The sequence below is a fragment of the Frankia canadensis genome (assembly GCF_900197875.1).
Classification (GTDB): domain Bacteria; phylum Actinomycetota; class Actinomycetes; order Frankiales; family Frankiaceae; genus Frankia; species Frankia canadensis.
The window spans coordinates 1-18614 of record NZ_FZMO01000042.1 but is presented as its reverse complement, the minus strand read 5'-3'; the positions used below and the strand labels follow the sequence as shown (position 1 = coordinate 18614).

At 74.4% G+C, this 18614-nt stretch carries 13 protein-coding genes and 1 pseudogene; 5 read left to right on the top strand and 9 right to left on the bottom strand.

The window, feature by feature from the left end; all coding sequences use genetic code 11:
* Positions 1–624, top strand: a pseudogene (locus C1A33_RS05225) (hypothetical protein); the annotation flags it as partial.
* A gap of 161 nt (positions 625–785) precedes the next feature.
* Here C1A33_RS05225 and C1A33_RS05220 read toward each other — a convergent pair.
* The 9 genes from C1A33_RS05220 to C1A33_RS05180 form a co-directional block, all read right to left on the bottom strand.
* Positions 786–2261, bottom strand: coding sequence for a DHA2 family efflux MFS transporter permease subunit (locus tag C1A33_RS05220; RefSeq protein WP_101830385.1), 1476 nt, complete (start codon positions 2259–2261; stop codon positions 786–788).
* A gap of 153 nt (positions 2262–2414) precedes the next feature.
* On the bottom strand, positions 2415–2993 hold the full coding sequence (locus tag C1A33_RS05215) for a TetR/AcrR family transcriptional regulator (RefSeq protein WP_101830384.1): 579 nt from the start codon (positions 2991–2993) through the stop codon (positions 2415–2417).
* A 457-nt stretch (positions 2994–3450) separates the two neighbouring features.
* On the bottom strand, positions 3451–4839 hold the full coding sequence (locus C1A33_RS05210; RefSeq protein ID WP_101830383.1) for a ferredoxin reductase family protein: 1389 nt from the start codon (positions 4837–4839) through the stop codon (positions 3451–3453).
* Between the two features lie 98 nt (positions 4840–4937).
* A complete protein-coding gene (locus C1A33_RS05205) occupies positions 4938–7178 on the bottom strand; it encodes a 3-hydroxyacyl-CoA dehydrogenase NAD-binding domain-containing protein (protein ID WP_101830382.1) in 2241 nt (746 codons plus the stop codon).
* Entirely contained in the window at positions 7175–8392 is a 1218-nt protein-coding gene (locus C1A33_RS05200; RefSeq protein WP_101830381.1) for a thiolase family protein, read from the bottom strand. Before C1A33_RS05200 ends, C1A33_RS05205 begins: the two co-directional genes overlap by 4 nt.
* A gap of 168 nt (positions 8393–8560) precedes the next feature.
* Positions 8561–10168 (bottom strand): HRDC domain-containing protein, encoded by a 1608-nt coding sequence (locus C1A33_RS05195; protein WP_423748036.1) that lies wholly within the window; start codon positions 10166–10168, stop codon positions 8561–8563.
* A 374-nt stretch (positions 10169–10542) separates the two neighbouring features.
* Positions 10543–11199, bottom strand: a complete 657-nt coding sequence (locus C1A33_RS05190; RefSeq protein WP_101830380.1) for a DUF3000 domain-containing protein — start codon at positions 11197–11199, stop codon at positions 10543–10545.
* Between the two features lie 242 nt (positions 11200–11441).
* Entirely contained in the window at positions 11442–11708 is a 267-nt protein-coding gene (locus C1A33_RS05185; protein ID WP_101830379.1) for a hypothetical protein, read from the bottom strand.
* 350 nt (positions 11709–12058) lie between these two features.
* Entirely contained in the window at positions 12059–12454 is a 396-nt protein-coding gene (locus C1A33_RS05180) for a DUF3817 domain-containing protein (RefSeq protein WP_101830378.1), read from the bottom strand.
* A 344-nt stretch (positions 12455–12798) separates the two neighbouring features.
* Here C1A33_RS05180 and hemE point away from each other — a divergent pair, with 344 nt between their 5' ends.
* The 4 genes from hemE to C1A33_RS05160 all read left to right on the top strand — a co-directional run.
* The gene (gene hemE, locus C1A33_RS05175) at positions 12799–13947 is read left to right on the top strand and encodes a uroporphyrinogen decarboxylase (protein ID WP_101830377.1); all 1149 of its coding nucleotides are present in this window, start codon (positions 12799–12801) and stop codon (positions 13945–13947) included.
* Between the two features lie 249 nt (positions 13948–14196).
* On the top strand, positions 14197–15621 hold the full coding sequence (gene hemG / locus C1A33_RS05170) for a protoporphyrinogen oxidase (RefSeq protein ID WP_101830387.1): 1425 nt from the start codon (positions 14197–14199) through the stop codon (positions 15619–15621).
* Between the two features lie 53 nt (positions 15622–15674).
* On the top strand, positions 15675–16370 hold the full coding sequence (gene hemQ, locus C1A33_RS05165) for a hydrogen peroxide-dependent heme synthase (protein ID WP_101830376.1): 696 nt from the start codon (positions 15675–15677) through the stop codon (positions 16368–16370).
* A 1148-nt stretch (positions 16371–17518) separates the two neighbouring features.
* Positions 17519–18614, top strand: a 1096-nt coding sequence (locus C1A33_RS05160) for a sugar transferase (RefSeq protein WP_207770172.1), incomplete at its 3' end; no start/stop codon positions are given.

Here is an 18614-nt window from a genome sequence, read left to right as displayed (position 1 = left end):
GGGCCGCCGCCGGCGTCGAACCGTCGGGGGACGCCTCGCTGGGTGATCCCCCTCGCCGTCGTGCTCGTGGTGGCCATCGGCGCCGGGTCCGCAGGCCTGGTCCTGCTGCGCCGCTCCGACGACGGTCCGGCAGGCGCCGTGCGCTCCTACCTCACCGACGTGCGCTCCGCCCAGTACGACGCCGCCTACGGCCGGCTCTGCGGCTCGGTGCGCAACGGCCGGTCCGCGGCCGAGTTCGGGGTCATCATGCGGGCGTTCGACGGCATCCGCGGGGGAGTCGCCGCCTTCGCCGTGCGCGGCGTGCAGACCCGCCATCCCAGCGCGGCCCAGACGGTCCGCGACGTGCAGGTCGACGTGCAGCGCAGCCGCGGCTCGACGAGCCGGGAGTCCTACGAGGTCGGCAAGGAGAACGGCGACTACTGTCTGCTCACCCCGGGCGCACCGTTCACCTCCGACGCGTCCGGCGACGGCGGCACCGATCCACGCTCCGGACCCTTCGACCGCCAGCCGGGCTCCGGCGGGCCCGGTGGCTCGGGCGGTTCCGGTGGTTCGGGTGGCTCGGGTGGTGGTTCGGGTGGTTCGAGCGGCGGTCTGACCGACGACCCGCCGGCCCGCGCCGCCTGACCGCGGGTCACCAGCGGGCCGGCGAATCACTGATCAGGGGCGGCGTTCCGCGGAACGCGCCGGCCACGCCCACTGCGCCTCGGATTCAAACATGACAGCGAGGTTCCTCGCCGAGGCGAGCCGCCCCGGCGAGGAACCCCAGTGGATCATCGTGCGGGCCGTCAGACCGCGGCGGCGGGAACGGCCTCCCCGCGGGCGGCGGAGCCGGGCTCGACCTCGCCGACACCAGTCGCGTCCTCGACCGCGGTGCCCGCCGCGAGGCCGCCGCCGCGGGGGATGCTCAGCGCCGCCAGCAGCGCCATCCCGACGGCGATCACGCCCAGCCACAGCGCGGGCCGGGTGCCGTCGATGAAGGAGGCCGGCGACGCGTAGCCGCCGCGGGCCGAGAAGACCGACGAGAGCACCGCGATGCCCAGCACGCCGCCGAGCTCACGCAGGGCGTTGTTGGCGCCGGAGGCAACCCCCTGGAACCGGGTGGGTACGACGCCCAGCGCGACGGTCGCGATCGGCACGAAGAACAGTGCCATGCCGACACCGGAGACGGCGAACGGTCCGATCAGCGAGGTGTAGGACATGTGCGCGGAGAGCACCGTGGCCATCCAGGCCAGCCCGGTCGCGTTGAGGATCAGCCCGGCGACCAGCAGCGGTCGGCCACCGATGCGGTCCGACACCGGACCGGCGAGCGGCGCGATGAGCAGCGGCATCGCTGTCCACGGCAGGGTGCGCACGCCGGCCTGCAGCGGCGAGTAGCCGTAGACGTTCTGCAGTGCCTGGGCCAGCAGGAAGATCGAGCCGAACATGCCCAGCGAGAACAGCATCGCGGTGGCGTTCACCGCGGAGAAGCCGCGGATGCGGAACAGGCTCATCGGCAGCATCGGCGCCCCACCACGCCGGGCGACCCGCAGCTCCCAGGCGACGAAGGCGGCCACGCCGAGCGCGCCGAGCACCAGCGCGGAGAGCACCGGGCCGCTCGTCCAGCCGTGGCTCTCGCCGCGGACCAGACCGAAGGTGATCCCGAACAGGCCAGCGCTGACCAGGGCGGCCCCGGTCAGGTCGAGACGGGACGAGCTGGCCCGCGACTCGGCCAGCGCCCGTAGCCCGATCGGCAGCGCGACGAGCCCGATGGGCACGTTCACCCAGAAGATCCACTGCCAGCTGGCGCCCTCGGTGACGGCGCCGCCGATCAGCGGTCCGACCGCCACCGCGAGCCCGGTCATGGCGCCCCAGATGCCGAGCGCGGCGCCGCGGCGGTTCTCGGGGACCGCCGCGGCGAGCAGCGTCAGTGTCAGCGGCAGCACGAACGCGGCGCCGACGCCCTGCACGGCGCGGGCGGCGATGAGCGCGCCGATCGACGGGGCGAGCGCCGCCCCGGCACTGCCCACGGTGAACACGGCGAGGCCGGCCAGGAACACCCGGCGACGGCCGAGCCGGTCACCGAGCGCGGCGCCGGTGAGCAGCAGAACCGCGAAGGGCAGCGTGTAGGCGTTCACCGTCCACTCCAGCCCCTCCAGGCCGGCACCGAGGTCCGCCCTGATCTTCGGCAGGGCCGTGGTGACCACCAGGTTGTCCAGGGACACCATGAACGCGGCCAGGGATGTCACGACGAGGGTCCACACGGTGTTCGGGCGTCGGGTCATGACCGGTACTCCTTCCATCTCGATGTGAGTACTCACTACCTCCAGGAGGTAGTGAGCGATCACTAGCTTCTGGGATTGCTGTCGTCGCGCCGGCCCCGGGGGCTGTGACAGCCCGTCCGGAGCCGGTCAGTCAGGTAGGGGTGGTGGCGAGGATCAGCCGGGGGAGGTCGCGCCGGCCGTCGTGTCCGGCGGTGAGCAGATCGCCTGCGCCCACTGCTCGTCCAAGGACGCGAGGTCCATCGACGCGGCGACGTTGATCAGCATGCCGTGTGCGAAGAAGGTGCGGACGTCCTCGGTCGGCAGGCCGGTGACGCGCTGGATCGTGGTCCACAGCCCACGGAACCCGTCGCGCGCCGTGACCCGCACGTCCGGGTCGTAGCAGCCGGCGTAGGCGTGCATCTGGGTGAGCAGGTAGGTGGGGTCCGCGAGCAGCTCGCCGTAGGCGAGCTTCATCGCCTCCAGCGCGTCCGCGCCGGTGAGCTCGCCGACCGCCCGCTCGAACTGGGCGGCGGTCCGCCGGAACGTGTCCGTCACGACCGCCAGGTACAGGGCCTTCTTGGTGGGGAACAGCCGGAACAGGTAGGGCTGGGAGATGCCGGCCCGCGCCGCGATGGCCTCCGTGGAGGTGCCGGTCAGGCCACCGTGGGCGAACTCCTCGATCGCGGCGGCGAGCACGCTCGCCCTCCGCTGCTCGGCGCTCATCCGCGTGCCGCCGGCTGTCCTCGTCGCCATGCCCGTAAGGTAGTGGCCACTCACTAACTCTGTCAATCCCTCTCGCCATCGCCGCGCCGCGCTCGTGGGCTGAGTGTGCCCCTGTCATAGGCGAGGGTGCGGTTCACCCGGACAGTCAGGGCGTGCGCCCGCGGCGGCGTCGGACGATCGCGACGCCGACGGCAGCGAGAAGCGCGACGCCGGCGACCAGACCGCCGATCGTGGTGATACGTCGGGTGGTGCCCGTCACGTGCGCCGCGACGGGCGCCGCGCTCCCGGCGGTGTGCGGGAAGGTGACGGCTGCCGCGGATGTGTAGTTGTCGGAAACGGCCAGTGGATGCGGGAGCGGGACACCGGAGCGGGACGATCGGTCGGGCAGTTCCGAAACCGCGGTCAGGGTCGTGGTTTTCGGAATGGCTGGTGAACGGGTGAGGAGCGTTGACCTCCTCGGTTGAGCGGCGAGCCGGCGCCGGGCGCCTCAGCGGGCCGAGGTCTCGGTGTGGATGCGGCGGGAGTCGAGGCCGGCGGCGCGCAGCGCGCGCGTGACGGCGGTGACCATGCCGCGCGGCCCGCAGACGTAGACGTCGTGGTCGACGAGATGGGGGACGAGCGCGACCAGCCGGCGTGGACTCAGCGGATCGACGTCGGTGCCGGTGCCGGGCGGTGACGCTCCGGTCAGGTAGTGCACGGTCGCGCCGCGTCGCAGGGCGAGCTCGTCGATCTCCTCGCGGAAGATCACCTGGTCGGCGCGTTCTGTGCGGTACAGGAGTGTGAGCTCATCCTGGGCGGCCTCGAGGCCCTCCAACAGGGCGCGCAGGGGGGCGATACCCATCCCGCCGGCGATCAGCAGGACGCGCCGTCGGGTCCGCGCCCGCGCGGTAAGCGCGCCGTAGGGACCGGAGGCCAGCAGCCAGCGGCCCGGTTCCAGACGCGCCATGGCATTGCTGTAGTCGCCGACCGCCTTGACGGTGAAACGCAGACGGTCACCGCTTGGGGCCGCGGACAGCGAGAACGGGTGCGAATGCCGCCACATCGGCCCGCGCAGGGCCCGCAGGCGGAAGTACTGCCCTGGCTGGGCACCCACCGCGCCCAGCGCGTGCCCGGACACCAGAATCGAGACGACGTCGGGTGACTCCCGTTCGACGGCCTCCACGGTAAGTTGGTGACGCAGCGTCAGCCAGGCCGGCGTGAGGATGCGATACCAGCAGACGGCGGCCAGGGCCACGAGGTGTAGACCCGTCCACAGCACGCGAGCCGGCGTCGTGGTGAGGTCGGCCCCGAGCAGCTCGTGGGCGAAGCTGACCGCGATCGCCGGGTAGACGACCAGGTGCAGCAGATGCCACCAGCCGTAGGGCATCGCCCGGCGCACGACGGGAATCGAGCTGATCCCCGCGACCAGCAGCAGCGCCAGGCCGATCATTGCCAGCCAGACATACGGCAGGCCGAACGTCACGCCGACCAGTGCCGAGGCGAACGACGTCCCCACCGACGCGCCGTTTGCCGCGATCGCGAGCGCCGCGTGCGCGGTCGTCAGCGTCAGGAAGGCCAGCCCGCAGCCGAGGTGGATCGTCCGGATGCGATGGACCGGCACCGCGTGCTCGACCCAGGGCAGTCGAGCCGCCAGCAGGACCTGCGCGGCACTGAGATACCCGGCGACGAGCCCACACAGGCGTGCGCCCGCGTCGTACCGGCCCGCCGAGCCGGGCAGCGCGTGCTGGGTGAGCTGGTGTACTCCCCAGCCGGCGACGAGCAGCGCGCCGCCGACCAGGAGCCCGACCAGCACCCGGTCGCTGTCGCGTGTGGGGTCGGCGGTGACCAGGCCCGGCCGCGCCGCGTGCGGCGGAAACGGGGCCGGGTTCGTCGACATTGCGTCACGCTAACCCGGCCACCTGTGTCGTCCCGGGCCAGGGGGACGTATCGCCCGGCCGGTCGCGCCGAGCCTCCACGGAAGGGTGCGCCCGGGCGTCAGGCCGGCAGGGTGGCGACGCCGGGCGGGGCGAAACGCTCGCCCGTGACGGCCTCGCTGACGCCGATGCGGTCCAGGTACGGCGTGATGCCGCCCAGGTGGAACGGCCAGCCGGCGCCGAGGATCATGCACAGGTCGATGTCGGCCGCCTCGGCGACGATCTTTTCCGCGAGCATGAGATGGATCTCCTCGGCGAGTGCGCGCAGCGCGGCCGCCCGCACGTCCGCCGCGCTCGGGGCCGCGGCGGTCGGCGGTCCGTCCAGGGCCGAGGGGGAGGCGCTCGGGTTCGGGGACGAGCCGGCCGGGGCCGTGGCGGCGGAGGGGGCGCGCAGGGCTGCCGCGGCGACGGGATCGACGACGCGCTCGCCGGCCGGACCGGTCTGGTAGACGCCGCGGCGGCCGGCCTCGACGAGGCGGGCAAGGCTCGTCGGCGCCCGGAAGCGGTCCGGGAAGGCGGCGTGCAGGGTCGCGGCGACGTGCAGCGCCACCGGCGGGCCGACCAGTTCCAGCAGGACCAGCGGGGTCATCGGCAGGCCGAGCGGGTCGAGGGCGTGGTCGACCTCGTCGAGGGGGGTGCCGAGCTCGGCGGCCGCGAGCACCTCGCCGAGGAAGCGGGTGAGCAGCCGGTTCACGATGAAGGCCGGGGCGTCCGCGACCAGCACCGCGTTCTTCTTCAGGCTCTTCGCGACGGCCAGCGTGGTCGCCACCGTCGCGTCGTCGGTGTGCGCCGCGCGGACCACCTCGACGAGCGGCAGGACGGCCACCGGGTTGAAGAAGTGCAGGCCGGCGACCCGCTCGGGATGCTCGAGGCCGGCGGCCATGTCGGTCACCGACAGCGCGGAGGTGTTCGTGAGCAGGACCGTCGTCGGCGCGACGATCGCCTCCAGCTCGGCGAACACTGCCTGCTTCACCGCCAGATCCTCGAAGACGGCCTCGATGACCAGATCGGCGTCGGCGAAGGCGTCCTTGGTCAGCGAGCCGGTGACGTTCGCCCTGTACCGGTTCGCCTGGTCGGGGGAGATCCGGTGGCGCAGCAGCAGGGTGTCGATCTCGCGGTGGACGGACGCGACCCCGGCGTCGAGCCGCTCGGCGTCGATGTCGGTGAGCACGACCGGAACCTCGAGCCGGTGGGCGAACACGAACGCGAGCTGCGCGGCCATGAGCCCGGCCCCGACCACCCCGACCTTGGTGACCGGGCGGGCCAGTGACGGATCCGGCCCGCCGACCGGACGCCGCGCCCGCTTCTGGACCAGATCGAAGGCGTACAGGCTCGCGGCCAGCTCGCCGGTGACGGCCAGGTCCGCGAGCGCCTGCGTCTCGGCGGCGAAGCCACGCTCCCGGTCGGCCGTCTCGGCGAACGCGATCAGGTCCAGGGCCCGGTAGGCGGCCGGCGCGGCGCCGTGCAGCTTCGCGTCGGCGAGGGCCCGGCCGCGCTCGACCGCGGCCGCCCACGCCGCCCCGCGCTCCACCGGCGCGCGCCCGGCCGCCGGGTCCACCTCGGCGCGCAGCACCCGCCCGACCCAGACCAGCGCCTCCTCCAGGAAGTCGGCCGGATCGAGCAGCACGTCGCCGAGGCCGAGCTCGAACGCCTTCGGGCCGCGCAGGGTGCGGTTCTGGCTGAGCGCGTTGTCGAGGATCACCGTGACGGCGCGGTCGGCGCCGATCAGGTTCGGCAGCAGCTGGGTGCCGCCCCAGGCCGGAACCAGCCCGAGGAACACCTCGGGGAAGGCGAGCGCGGGAATGCCGGCGGACAGCGCCCGGTAGTCACAGTGCAGCGCCAGCTCCAGACCGCCGCCGAGCGCCGCGCCGTTTACCAGGGCGAACGTGGGCACCCGGCGATCGCCGAGCCGGCCGGAGCCCAGCCGGGCGAACGCCTCGTGGCCGAGCCGGCCGAGCGCCTCCAGCGCCGGGCGCAACCGGTCAACCTCGGTGATCGACGTCCGGAAGGCCAGGTCCGCCCCGACGGCGAAGATGAACGGCTTGCCCGTGACGGCGATCGCGGCGACGGGCGGGTCGTGCATCTCGATCTCGTCCGCGGCGGCGAGCAGGCCGCGCAGCCCGGCGGGGCCGAACGTGCTGGGCCGGGTGTGGTCGTGGCCGTTGTCGAGCGTGACCAGCGCGACCGGCCCGGCCACCCCGGGCAGGGCCACGTAGCGGACGTGGGCCGCGGTGACGACCTCGTCCGGGAAGTCGAGGCTGTCCGAGGCGTACGAGGTGCTCGGGCTGACGTCGTCGCTCATGCCGCGTCTCCTGCCGCCGGGTGGTGGGGGTTCGCCCAGATCGTCGTCGCGCCCATGCCGAGGCCCACGCACATCGCGGTCATCCCGTAGCGGACCTCGGGATGCTCGGCGAACTGGCGGGCCAGCTGCGTCATCAGCCGCACCCCGCTGGACGCCAGCGGATGGCCGAGCGCGATCGCCCCGCCGTACGGGTTGACCCGCGGATCGTCATCGGCGATCCCGAAGTGGTCGAGGAAGGCGAGCACCTGCACGGCGAACGCCTCGTTCAGCTCGAACAGCCCGATGTCGTCGATGGCGAGGCCCGTGCGGGCCAGCGCCTTCTCGGTGGACGGGATGGGGCCGACGCCCATCACCTCCGGGTCGACCCCGGCGAAGGCGTAGCCGACCAGCGTCATCTTCGCCGTCAGGCCGAGTTCGGCGGCCACGTCGGCGGCGGCGAGCAGGCAGCCGGTCGCGCCGTCGTTGATACCCGCGGCGTTGCCGGCGGTGACCCGGCCGTGCGGGCGGAACGGGGTGCGCAGCCCGGCGAGCGCGTCCAGCGTCGTCGTCGGGCGGGGCGGCTCGTCGGCGGTGACGAGATCCCAGCCGCTGTCCGCGTGGCGGGCGGCCATCGGCACCAGGTCCGGCTGGATCTGGCCGTTCGCGTACGCCTTCGCGACCTTCTCCTGCGACGCGAGGGCGAACGCGTCCGCCCGCGCCCGGGTGATCGCCGGGAACCGGTCATGTAGGTTCTCCGCCGTCGAGCCCATGACCAGCGCGGACGGGTCGACGAGGCGCTCGGCGATGAACCGTGGGTTGATGTCGGCGCCCTCGCCCATCGGATGGCGGCCCATGTGCTCGACCCCGCCGGCGACGGCCACGTCGTAGGCGCCGACGGCGATCGACGACGCCGTCGTGGTCACCGCGGTGACGGCGCCGGCGCACATCCGGTCGATCGCGTAGCCGGGCACCGAGCGGGGCAGACCGGCGAGGATGCCGGCGGTGCGCCCGATGGTCAGGCCCTGGTCGCCGATCTGGGTGGTGGCCGCGACGGCGACCTCGTCGACGCGGTCCGGGGGCAGCGACGGGTTGCGCCGCAGCAGCTCTCGGATCACGCGGACGATCAGGTCGTCGGCCCGCGTCTCGACATAGACACCCTTGGCCTTGCCGAACGGCGTGCGCACGCCGTCGACGAAGACCACGTCGCGGAGCTGGCCGCGGGCTGAACCGAACACGGTGGCCTCCCCACCGGCGACATCCGGCCGCCGGCACGCTCGCCAGGGACCGACCGGCCACCGCCGGGACCGGCGCGCGGGCCGGGGCGGTCGGTCGACACCGGCGCGGACATCGCCGGCACGCGCTAGCCTACGGCAGGAGTTACCGGCGGGTAGGTCACACGCCTGTTATGCGCCGGTGTCGCGAGATGCCGGCTCGGTTCCCGCGGGCCCGCCGGTTGACGACGACGCCGCCGGCCCGGCGCTGCCGCGCTCACCCGCGCCGACGGCGCCTCGGCTGGCCCGGCTGCCGCCGCGCCCGCCCCGCCCGCCGCGGGAGCGGGTCCGTTCCCCGGCAGCGCCGACGCCCGTCCCGCCGACGGCCGCGCCTCCCGTGTCGGCGCCTCCCATGTGGGCACCGCCCGCCGCGCCGGCACCGCCCGCCTCGTCCGTGCCGGCGCTGCCTGCCCCGCCTGCCCTGCCCTGCCCTGCGTCGGACCTGCGGGCGCCGCCGGGCCGCTTCGGCGCGCGGTTGACCGGTCGTGCCGGTCGCTCCCCGGCCGGGTCGGGCGGCGGATCGACCAGCGCGACCAGCAGCGCCGGGGCGGTCAGGTCCCGCTGCCACGCGCGGGCACCGCCGGCGTCGAGCGCGTCGCGCAGGCCCTGCTCCGTCAGCGGGGACGGCGGGGACCAGGCGAGTCGCCGGGACAGCGCCGGTTCGAGCAGGTTCTCCACGGGCATGGTGCGCGCGGTCGCGACGGCGGACAGGCCGGCTCGTACCCGGGTCAGCCGGGCCGCGGCCACCGGGTCCCGCTCGGCCCAGCGGTTCGGCGGGGGCAGCCCGTCGCCGCTGGGGCCGGCGGGGGCGGGCAGTTCGTCGTCGGGCAGGGCGGCGGCGGCGCGCAGCGCGTCCAGCCAGGTGTTCGCGGTCCGGCGGATGCGCGGCCCGGAGAAGACCGGCAGCCGGATCAGCGCGGCGGCGTCGGTGGGGGCGTGCAGGACCGCGTCCATGATCGCGCTGTCGGGCAGGACACGGCCGGGGGCGACGTCGCGGGCCTGCGCCAGCCGGTCGCGGGCGGACCACATGGCCCGCACGGCGGCGAGCTGGCGGCGGGTGCGGGCGCGGTGGATGCCGCTGGTGCGCCGCCAGGGCTCGGCCCGCGGCTCGCGGGGCGGCGCCGCCACGATCGCGGCGAACTCCTGCCGGGCGAACTCGATCTTGTCCTGTTCGATGAGCTCGGCCTCGAGCGCGTCGCGCAGCTCGACCAGCAGCTCCACGTCGAGCGCCGCGTAGCGCAGCCAGGGCTCGGGTAGCGGCCGGGTCGACCAGTCGGCGGCCGAGTGGCCCTTCTCCAGCCCGTAGCCGAGCACCCGTTCGACCATCATGCCGAGGCCGACGCGCTCGTAGCCGAGCAGCCGGCCGGCGAGCTCGGTGTCGAACAGCCGGCTCGGGCGCAGGCCGAGCTCGCCCAGGCAGGGCAGATCCTGGTTGGCGGCGTGCAGCACCCACTCGACGTCGCCCACCGCCGTCTGGACGACCTCGAGGCCCCCCAGCGCGACCGGATCGAGCAGCAGCGACCCGCTGCCGCGGCGGCGGATCTGCACGAGGTAGGCCCGCTGGCTGTAGCGGTAGCCCGACGCCCGCTCGGCGTCGAAGGCGACCGGGCCGGTGCCGGCGGCGAGCCGCTCGGCGGCCGCGGCGAGCTCGCCGGGATCGACGATGACGGGAGGAACGCCGTCCACAGGGGTGAGCAGCGGAATGGGCTCGCGGGCGCCGGTGCTGGGCTCTCCCTCCACCGCTGCGCTCACACCCCCGCTGACCTGCTGTGTTGATTCTGGAACCGACGACGTCACGATCGGCGATCGTACGTCTGAATGCTCGCGGAGGCAGCAGCGCTGTTCAGCGAATCGCGATAATTATACGCATAGTGAATCTGCCACCTGGTACGGTGGCCGGATCGTTCGCGAGGGTGACGTTCCCCGGGCCGGACATGCGGCCGGTGGCGGGACGGACACGGCGACGGCGCCGCCACGGGCGTCGGTTCGGCGGCCGCCCGCTGGCCTCCCGCGCCCGCTGGCCTCCCGCGCCCGCTGGCCTCCCGCGCCCGCTGGCCTCCCGCGTTCGCGGGGGGCGAGGGCCGGCACCGCGCAACGGGAACCCCGGCGCCCGCTCAGGCCCGGCGCTGGGTGAGCGGCACGACCCCGGACAGTGCCGGCGGCAGGCCGGCCATCGCGGCGAGCAGGTCGGCGAAGGCGAGTAGATGGGCGTTGGCCGCCGCCGGGCTCGATGCCGATCGGGACGGGTCGGCCACCGGCCGCGGCGCGTCGGCGGCGGGAGCGAGGTCGGCCTCCGCCCAGTCGGGCGACCAGGAGCAGCGCAGTTCCACGTCGAAGGTGTCGCCCTCGGGTCGCAGGACGCCGAAGCGGCGCGAGGACGTGGTCGTCACCGTCCCGCCGAGGGCGCGGACCTGGGCCCCGTGGGAGTCGAGCGCCTCGCGCAGCCACGACCAGGCGACGTCGGTGAGCAGCGGGTCGGTGGCGATCTCCGGGTCGACGCTCGCCCGGGCATAGCAGACGATCCGGACGCTGCCCTGCCAGGCGGGCTGCCCGTCCGGATCCATGAGGACGATCAGCCGACCGGCCGCGGCGTCAGCGGCGTCGCCGGTGAGCCCGCCGGACAGGGCGAACGCGAACGGCGCGAGCCTGTTCGGTGCGGCCACCTCGTGCACGGTGATCTCGGGGCGCAGCCGGGTGATCCCCGCCCGCAGGGCGTCGGTCACCATACGGAAGAGCTGCGGGCTAGCCTCGAACGACTGCGCGGCCCCCATGACGGCAACGTTAGGGCGTCGACCTTGATCGCGCTGCGTGGACGCCGGAGCGTGCGCCTTCGACCCCGTTGCGTGCGGTCGGCTGCCGAGGGTGCGGTGCGTGCCCCGATGCCCCGTCGCCTCCCGCAGGACGGGAACCTCCCGCGGGGCGGGCAGTCTCGGCGCCGCGGCGGGCTCGCCGAACTCCCCGCCGTGACCGGCGGGAGGGTCGTAGTCGGGCCTCGGGGCGGGGCTGCGCAGGCTCACGCCGGGATCCGGGCGGCGGCCCGGTCACGCCCGCGGTGCTCCCGGCACGCGACCGGCTCCCGCGACGACCGGGCCCGCCCCGCGCCGCGAGCGGCCGGGACCGGGCCGACCAGCACCGCGGCGCCGCACTCGACGCAGGCCCACTCCGGGCAGTCGGCGCCGTGCCCGTCCGCGCAGGGCGGCTGCGCGAAGGGTTGCTCGACGCCGCAGACCGCGCAGTCGAGAACGATGTGATCGTCGAGGCTCAGCCGGACCGATTCCACTCGAGCACCACTCCCCGCGCACCGCGCACGTCGGCCTGTGTTGCGTGTCTCGCCGGACGCGGCCGGCACACCGCGCAACCACGCACCGCGGCGGCGGGCCGAAGAGGGAACGCGGACAACGCGCACCCTCTACCCTCATTCCGACCGGACTGACGGTGCCACGGGACGGACAGATGTCCGCGCATTCCCTCCGGCGTGTCGCGTGAGCCCGTCTCGATCGGGTGTGCGGGGGTCCTCCCCGCTTGGGTGACTCGGGGGATTCTCGGTGAGTCGCAGCTTGTCACCGATGTGTCCGCTTTTGGTCCACCGTGTGCTTTTCATGACGACAATGCGGTCGAATTACGGTCACATCATGGCTGGATCGAGGCCGCGTCCCGGTCCTGACGGGGGAGCGGCGTACCGGGGGTACCCGACCCCGGTGCGCCGGGGCCGGATGTCGGGGCGGCGCGCAGCCAGCGGCGCTCGACGACGAACGGCGCGACCGGCAGCACCGCGGCGGCCAGCGCCAGCACCGTGCGCCGTCGAGGCCACCGTTCGACGAAGGCCAGGTAGCCCACGAGCGCGCAGTAGGCGAGGAACAGCACCCCGTGGATCGGCCCGAGGATCTTCACCCCCTGCGGATGGTCCGCGCCGTACTTGACGGCGGTGGCGATGAGCAGAAGGAGGAACGACGTCGCCTCCGCGAGCGAGACGACGCGGGCCGCGGTGCGGATCCGTGCGTCGCCCTGTGGGGCCTGGTCGGTCATCGGTGCCCTCTCCCTCGTCGGTGTCATCCGGTGTCATCCGGTGTCGTGCCGTCCGTCCCGGCCGGCCCGGGTGCGCCCGCCGGCTACCGGGGTGGACAGCGGCCTTCGTCACATCCCGCGACCGATGGGTCGTCCGGTCCCGCCGGCGGTGGCCTGATGATCGCGGATGGCCGAACCCGCTGGGACCAGCCGGTTTCTTCTACTGCAAGTAGAAGATAGCTGATGCCCGCGGGCCGAATCGATCCCCGCCGGGACGGCGCCGGCGCCGTCCCGCGCCCACTCGGTCGATCGACGTGACCCCGGTCGCACCCGCAGTGGTGCGACAGACATGCAACGATCGAGGCATGTCTGTCGTCCACATCGACGCTGGAACCGGTCCCGCGCCGGCCGGCGCCGCCCAGGTCCACCCGGATGCCGTCGAGCTCGGGGCGGGTGCTGTCCGGCCGGCCGTGGGCGACGGGCCGCGGCGGCCCGGCCTCGCCGCCACCGCCCCGTACCTGCGTGCCTGCCGGCGCGAGCGGCCCGACACCACACCCGCGTGGTTCATGCGCCAGGCCGGCCGGGTGCTGCCCGAGTACCGGCGGCTGCGCGAGAGCGTGCCGATGCTCGACTCCTGCCAGGACCCGGCGCTGATCACCGAGATCACCCTGCAGCCGGTCCGCCGCTTCCGCCCGGACGCCGCGATCTTCTTCTCCGACATCGTCGTGCCGCTGCTGGCGATCGGCGTCGACGTCGACATCGTCGCCGGCGTCGGCCCGGTCGTCGCGAACCCGGTGCGCGACGAGGCCGGTCTCGCCGCCCTGCGCCCGCTGGAGCCGGACGACGTGCCCTACGTGTCCGACGCCGTGCGGGCGCTGCTCGGCGAGCTCGGCACCATCCCGCTGATCGGCTTCGCCGGTGCGCCGTTCACCCTCGCCAGCTACCTCGTCGAGGGCGGGCCGAGCCGCAACCACCTGCGCACGAAGGCGCTCATGTACGGCGCGCCGGACCTCTGGCACGAGCTGCTCGACCGGCTGGCCACGATCACCGCCGCGTTCCTGCGCGTCCAGGTGGACGCCGGCGTCGACGCGATCCAGCTGTTCGACTCCTGGGCCGGCGCCCTGAGCGAGGACGACTACCGTCGTTACGTCGCCCCGCACAGCGCCCGGGTGCTCGCCGCGTTCGAGGGCGAGGTGCCGCGCGTCCACTTCGGGGTGAACACCGGCGAGCTGCTCGATGTCATGGGGGAGGTCGGCGCGGACGTCGTCGGCGTCGACTGGCGGGTCCCGCTGGACGAGGCCGCGCGCCGGGTCGGGCCCGCCCGCGCGGTGCAGGGCAACCTCGACCCGGCGGCGGTGTTCGCCCCCGAGGAGGTCCTCGACGCCAAGGTCCACGACGTGCTGGCCCGCGGCGCCAAGGCGGCGGGGCACGTGTTCAACCTCGGGCACGGGGTGCTGCCGGAGACGGATCCCGGCGTGCTCGCGCACATCGTCGACGTCGTCCACGCGGGCTGACGTCGACGTCCACGTGGGGGTCCGTCCACGTGGGTTGAGCCGGCGCGGGAGCGGCCGTGCCCGGGCCGGCCCCGCCCGCGCGGAGCACGTCCCGGCCGCACCCGCGCCCGTCACCGCCCGCCGGTGCGGATGCCGGCGGGGATATCGGCGAGGATGGTGAATCCTGGGTGACACGCGGTGCGCGTCGGCAAAGGGCGGTGCGCGTCGGGAAAGGGCGGCAGGAAGCTCATCGTGAAGGGCGGCAGGAACGTGCGGGTTGTCATCGTGGGTGCGGGGGTCGCCGGGCTCGCCGCGGCGCACGCCCTGGCCGGACAGGCCGAGGTGACCGTCCTGGAGGCGTCGCCGCGGGTCGGCGGCAAGCTGCGTACCACCCCGCTGGAAGGCATGGACGTCGAGGAGGGCGCCGAGTCGTTCCTCGCCCGGGTCCCGGACGGGCTGCGCCTGGCCCGCCAGATCGGCCTCGGCCACGACATCGTGCATCCGGCGACCACGTCGGCGTCGCTGTGGATCCGCGGACGGCTGCGGCCGATCCCGCCGAACACTCTGCTCGGGGTGCCCACCGACGTACTCGGTCTGGTCCGCTCCGGAGTGCTCTCGCCGTGGGGCCTGGTGCGTGCCGCGGCCGACCTGGCACTGCCGCGCAGCCGCTTCCCGCAGGACCCCACCGTCGGCGCCTACGTCGGCGCCCGGGTCGGCCGCGAGGTCGTCGACCTGCTGGTCGACCCGTTGCTCGGGGGCGTCTACGCGGGCCGCGCCGACGCGCTGTCGCTGCGCACCACCGTGCCGCAGCTCGTCCCGATCCTCACCGAGGACCGGTCGCTGCTGCTCGGCGCGCACCGGGTGCGGGCTCGCACCGGCCCGGCCAGCAGCGGGCCGCCGGCACCGGTGTTCGCCAGCCTGCGCGGCGGCCTGGGGACGTTCGTCACCCGCCTGGCCGAGCGCGGCGGCGCCGACGTGCGCACCGACGTCCCGGTGCGAGCCGTGGAACGGGCCGCGGAGGGCTGGCGGGTGGTCTGCGGCCGCGGCGCCGACGGGCGGACCGCCGAGCCGCTGCTCGCCGACGCGGTGATCCTCGCGGTGCCCGCCGGCGTGGCGCGCACCCTGCTCAGCCCGCTCGCCCCGCACGCCGCGGCCCCCCTCGCCGGCGTGCCCTACGCGTCCGTCGGCCTGGTCACGCTGGTCTACCGGGACGTCACGCCGCCGGCGGGCAGCGGATTCCTGGTGCCGGCGCGGGCGGGCACCTCGGTGAAGGCGGCGACCTACCTGACCACCAAGTGGCCGCACGTCGGCGCCGAGCGGCTCACCGTCGTGCGGGCCAGCATCGGCCGCGCGGGCGCCGAGCACGAGCTGCGCCGCGGCGACACCGAGCTCGCCGGTGTGGCCGCGGCGGAGATCGCCCAGATCGCGGGCCTCACGGCCCGCCCGATCGCCACCCGGGTCAGCCGGTGGGACGGCGGCCTGCCGCAGTACCTGCCGGGCCACCTGAGCCGGATGGCCACGGTCCGCCGGGCGCTGCCCGCGGGCCTCGCACTCGCCGGCGCCGGGTACGACGGCGTCGGCATCCCGGCCTGCATCCGATCGGGGGAGGCGGCCGCCGCGTCGGTGCTGCGCGCCGCCCGGCCGGCCGCCCAGGGCAGCGCCGCCGATCCGGATCCGGTGGGCCCGGGAGTCTGAGAACAGGTCCCGGCCGGCCCGCGCGGGGCCGGCCGGACGAGAAGGAGACGGGTATGCCGGAGTCCACGAAATCCGCGAACGAGCTCAACGCCGAGCTGCTCTACACCGGCTGGTCGGTCTTTGCCGCCGACCGCCCGCTGCCGGCGGATCGGACCCCCCTGGTCGACGAGGTGAACGCGCTGCTCGACGGCGCGCTGGCCAAGGACGTCTACACCCGCGGCGTCTACGAGATCTCGGGCTACCGCGCCGACGCCGACCTGATGGTCTGGTGGACCAGCCCCGACCCGGACCTGCTGCAGGAGACCTACCAGCGGTTCCGCCAGACGGCGCTCGGTGGCCACCTGCGGCCGGTGTGGTCGGCGGTCGGGCTGCACCGTCCGGCCGAGTTCAACCGCAACCACATCCCGGCCTTCGTCCGCCGGGAGGACCCGCGCGGGTACATCTGCGTCTACCCGTTCAACCGGTCGCTGGAGTGGTACCTGCTGCCGGATTACGAGCGGCGCGGAATGCTCGCCGAGCACGGCATCATGGGTCGCGAGTACGAGGACGTGCGGGCCAACACTGTGGCCTCGTTCGGGCTGGGCGACTACGAGTGGCTGCTCGCCTTCGAGGCCGACGAGCTGCACCGGATCGTCGACTGCATCCGCCACCTGCGCGCGAGCGCGGCGCGCCGGCACACCAGGCTGGAGACGCCGTTCTACTCGGGTGCCCGCAAGTCCGTCGCCGACATCGTCGCCGCTCTGCCCTGACCCCCGGGGCCCTGACCCCGGGGCCCTGACCCCGGGGCCCTGACTCCGAGGTCCTGACCCCGGGCGTTGACGCCAGCAGTCGGCGCCTGCCTGGGCGCCCCCACCCGTCCGGCAGGCGCCGACCGTTCCGTATCCGTGCCGACCGGCGCTCGTGACGCGGACCCGGTCGCACGGATGTCCCCCATCGGCGTCCACACGGGCCGGACGGCCGACGGCTGTCCGACCGGAGCCGAAGAGCCATGACGCACAGTAGCAGGTCGGGCGCCGATTGTGTACGCAGCGTGTCGTCGGCGGGTGTCTGTCCGGCATATCAGCAGGCACTATCAGACGCGCGAAATGCGCTACGTCCGGTTACCAGAAATCGACGCTGACTCTGCTACGTTGAGTCGCCACAAACGGATGACTGACGCCGCCGCAACAGCCGGCGGTCCCGGTATCGCCGAGTACCCGCTCCGCCGGGCCGCTGGTAGATCGGCTAGGGAGAGCCGGTAACGTTGGCCCGTGACCATGGAGGGCCGGCCGCGCCGGTACCCGGCGGTCGGGTTCGCGCCGATGTCTGGTGGCGTGCACCAATGGGTTCCGGACGACGCGCGAGCGGCCGGCCCGCCGTCCACGGTGGCTCACAGTCAGTGGCGGGGGAAGATCGCTGGAGGTCCGGTCGATGCGTCACCGAGAGTTGAGCTCGACGCCGTCCGAACGAGCCGCGGCTCGACACGGCGGAACCGGTCCCGCCCGGCGATTCACTGTGTTGCGGCGACCGCGGCGCGCCGGGCGATCAGCGCAGTACCCCACAGCCATCGACACGCGCGCACCGGCGCAGCACGGACCAACCGTCCGGCCCGCCCGGTCCGGGCGAACCTCGTGACGCGGGCCAGCATCACACGGCGGACAACCAGCGCCGCCGGGACGCCGCGGCCCTTCGCCACGCACGCTCCGGCAGGGGGTCGCGCGTGACCGAGATCATCTCGGGGAACCGAAGGACGACCGGCGACGGCGGCTCGACCTTCGCGCCCCGCTCACGCGGCGGCCAGGCACCACCCGTGCCGTACCCGCCCGGGCCCGGACGGGGGAGCGACAGCCCCTACGGCCGGCACGCCGCCCCGCCGCCGCCCTGGAACGGGGGGGGCGGCCGGCACAGCGCCGCCCGGATGGGCGCGGGCGCCGACGACCCGGTGGCCTACCGCGCGCAGGTGACCTGGGAGCGTCGCTACGTGCGGCTGCTGGTCCTGTTCGACGCGGGGGCCTGCGTGCTCGCCGCGGCGCTGGCGTTCTTCGTCCGCTTCGGCAACCTCGTCGACTTCGAGACCGAGCCGGTGTCGATCAAGCCGTACATCCTGATGACGGTGCTGCTGCCGCTGGCCTGGGTGCTGGCGATGTCGCTGAACCGGGCGTACGAGAGCCGGTTCCTCGGCGGCGGCTCGGAGGAGTTCCGGCGCGTCGTCAACGCCGCCGCCCGGCTCACCGCCGCGCTTGCCATCCTGTCCTACGCGACCAAGGCCGAGATCGCCCGAAGCTACGTGCTGATCGCCTTCCCGGCGGCGATGCTGCTGTCGGTGGCGGGCCGGGTCGTCGGGCGCGGCATCCTGCACCGGATGCGCCGGGCTGGGCGCTGCCTGCACCGGGTGCTCGTCGTCGGCGCCGGCGAGTCCGCCGCCACCCTCGTCCGGCTCGCCCAGCGTGACCCGACCTCCGGCTGGGCCGTCGTCGGCGTGGTGCTGGACCGCTCACCCGGCCGCCACAGCCACGACCGGCCAGAACGCAGCGGCTTCGACCTGCTCGGCGTGCCGATCGTGGGCACCTTCGAGACCCTGCACACCGCGATCACCGCGACCCACGCCACCACCGTCGCGATCTGCCCGCAGATGGACGGCGAGACCCTGCGCCGGGTGCTGTGGACGCTCGAGGGCAGCGACGTCGACGTGCTGGTCTCCTCGGCGCTGACGGACGTCACCGGTCCGCGGATCTCGATCCGCCCGGTGGCCGGGCTGCCGCTGCTGCACATCGAGGAGCCGGAACTGACCGGCACCCGCCGGGTGATGAAGGGCGTGTTCGACCGGTTTGTCGCCGGCGTGGTCATCCTGCTGGCCTCGCCCGTGCTGCTGGGCCTGGGGATCGCCGTGCGGCTGACCAGCCGCGGGCCGGCGCTGTTCAAGCAGACCAGGGTCGGGCGGGGCGGCAGCCATTTCACGATGTTCAAGTTCCGGTCGATGTACGTCGACGCGGAGGAACGGAAGAAGGAGCTGG

Coding starts and splice junctions, on each gene's coding strand:
- C1A33_RS05190 (WP_101830380.1), bottom strand. CDS start 11,199: ATGGGGGCCGCGCAGTCGTTCGAGGCTAGCCCGCAGCTCTTCCGTATG.
- C1A33_RS05215 (WP_101830384.1), bottom strand. CDS start 2,993: ATGGCGACGAGGACAGCCGGCGGCACGCGGATGAGCGCCGAGCAGCGG.
- C1A33_RS05220 (WP_101830385.1), bottom strand. CDS start 2,261: ATGACCCGACGCCCGAACACCGTGTGGACCCTCGTCGTGACATCCCTG.
- C1A33_RS05205 (WP_101830382.1), bottom strand. CDS start 7,178: ATGAGCGACGACGTCAGCCCGAGCACCTCGTACGCCTCGGACAGCCTC.
- C1A33_RS05180 (WP_101830378.1), bottom strand. CDS start 12,454: ATGACCGACCAGGCCCCACAGGGCGACGCACGGATCCGCACCGCGGCC.
- hemE (WP_101830377.1), top strand. CDS start 12,799: ATGTCTGTCGTCCACATCGACGCTGGAACCGGTCCCGCGCCGGCCGGC.
- hemQ (WP_101830376.1), top strand. CDS start 15,675: ATGCCGGAGTCCACGAAATCCGCGAACGAGCTCAACGCCGAGCTGCTC.
- C1A33_RS05210 (WP_101830383.1), bottom strand. CDS start 4,839: ATGTCGACGAACCCGGCCCCGTTTCCGCCGCACGCGGCGCGGCCGGGC.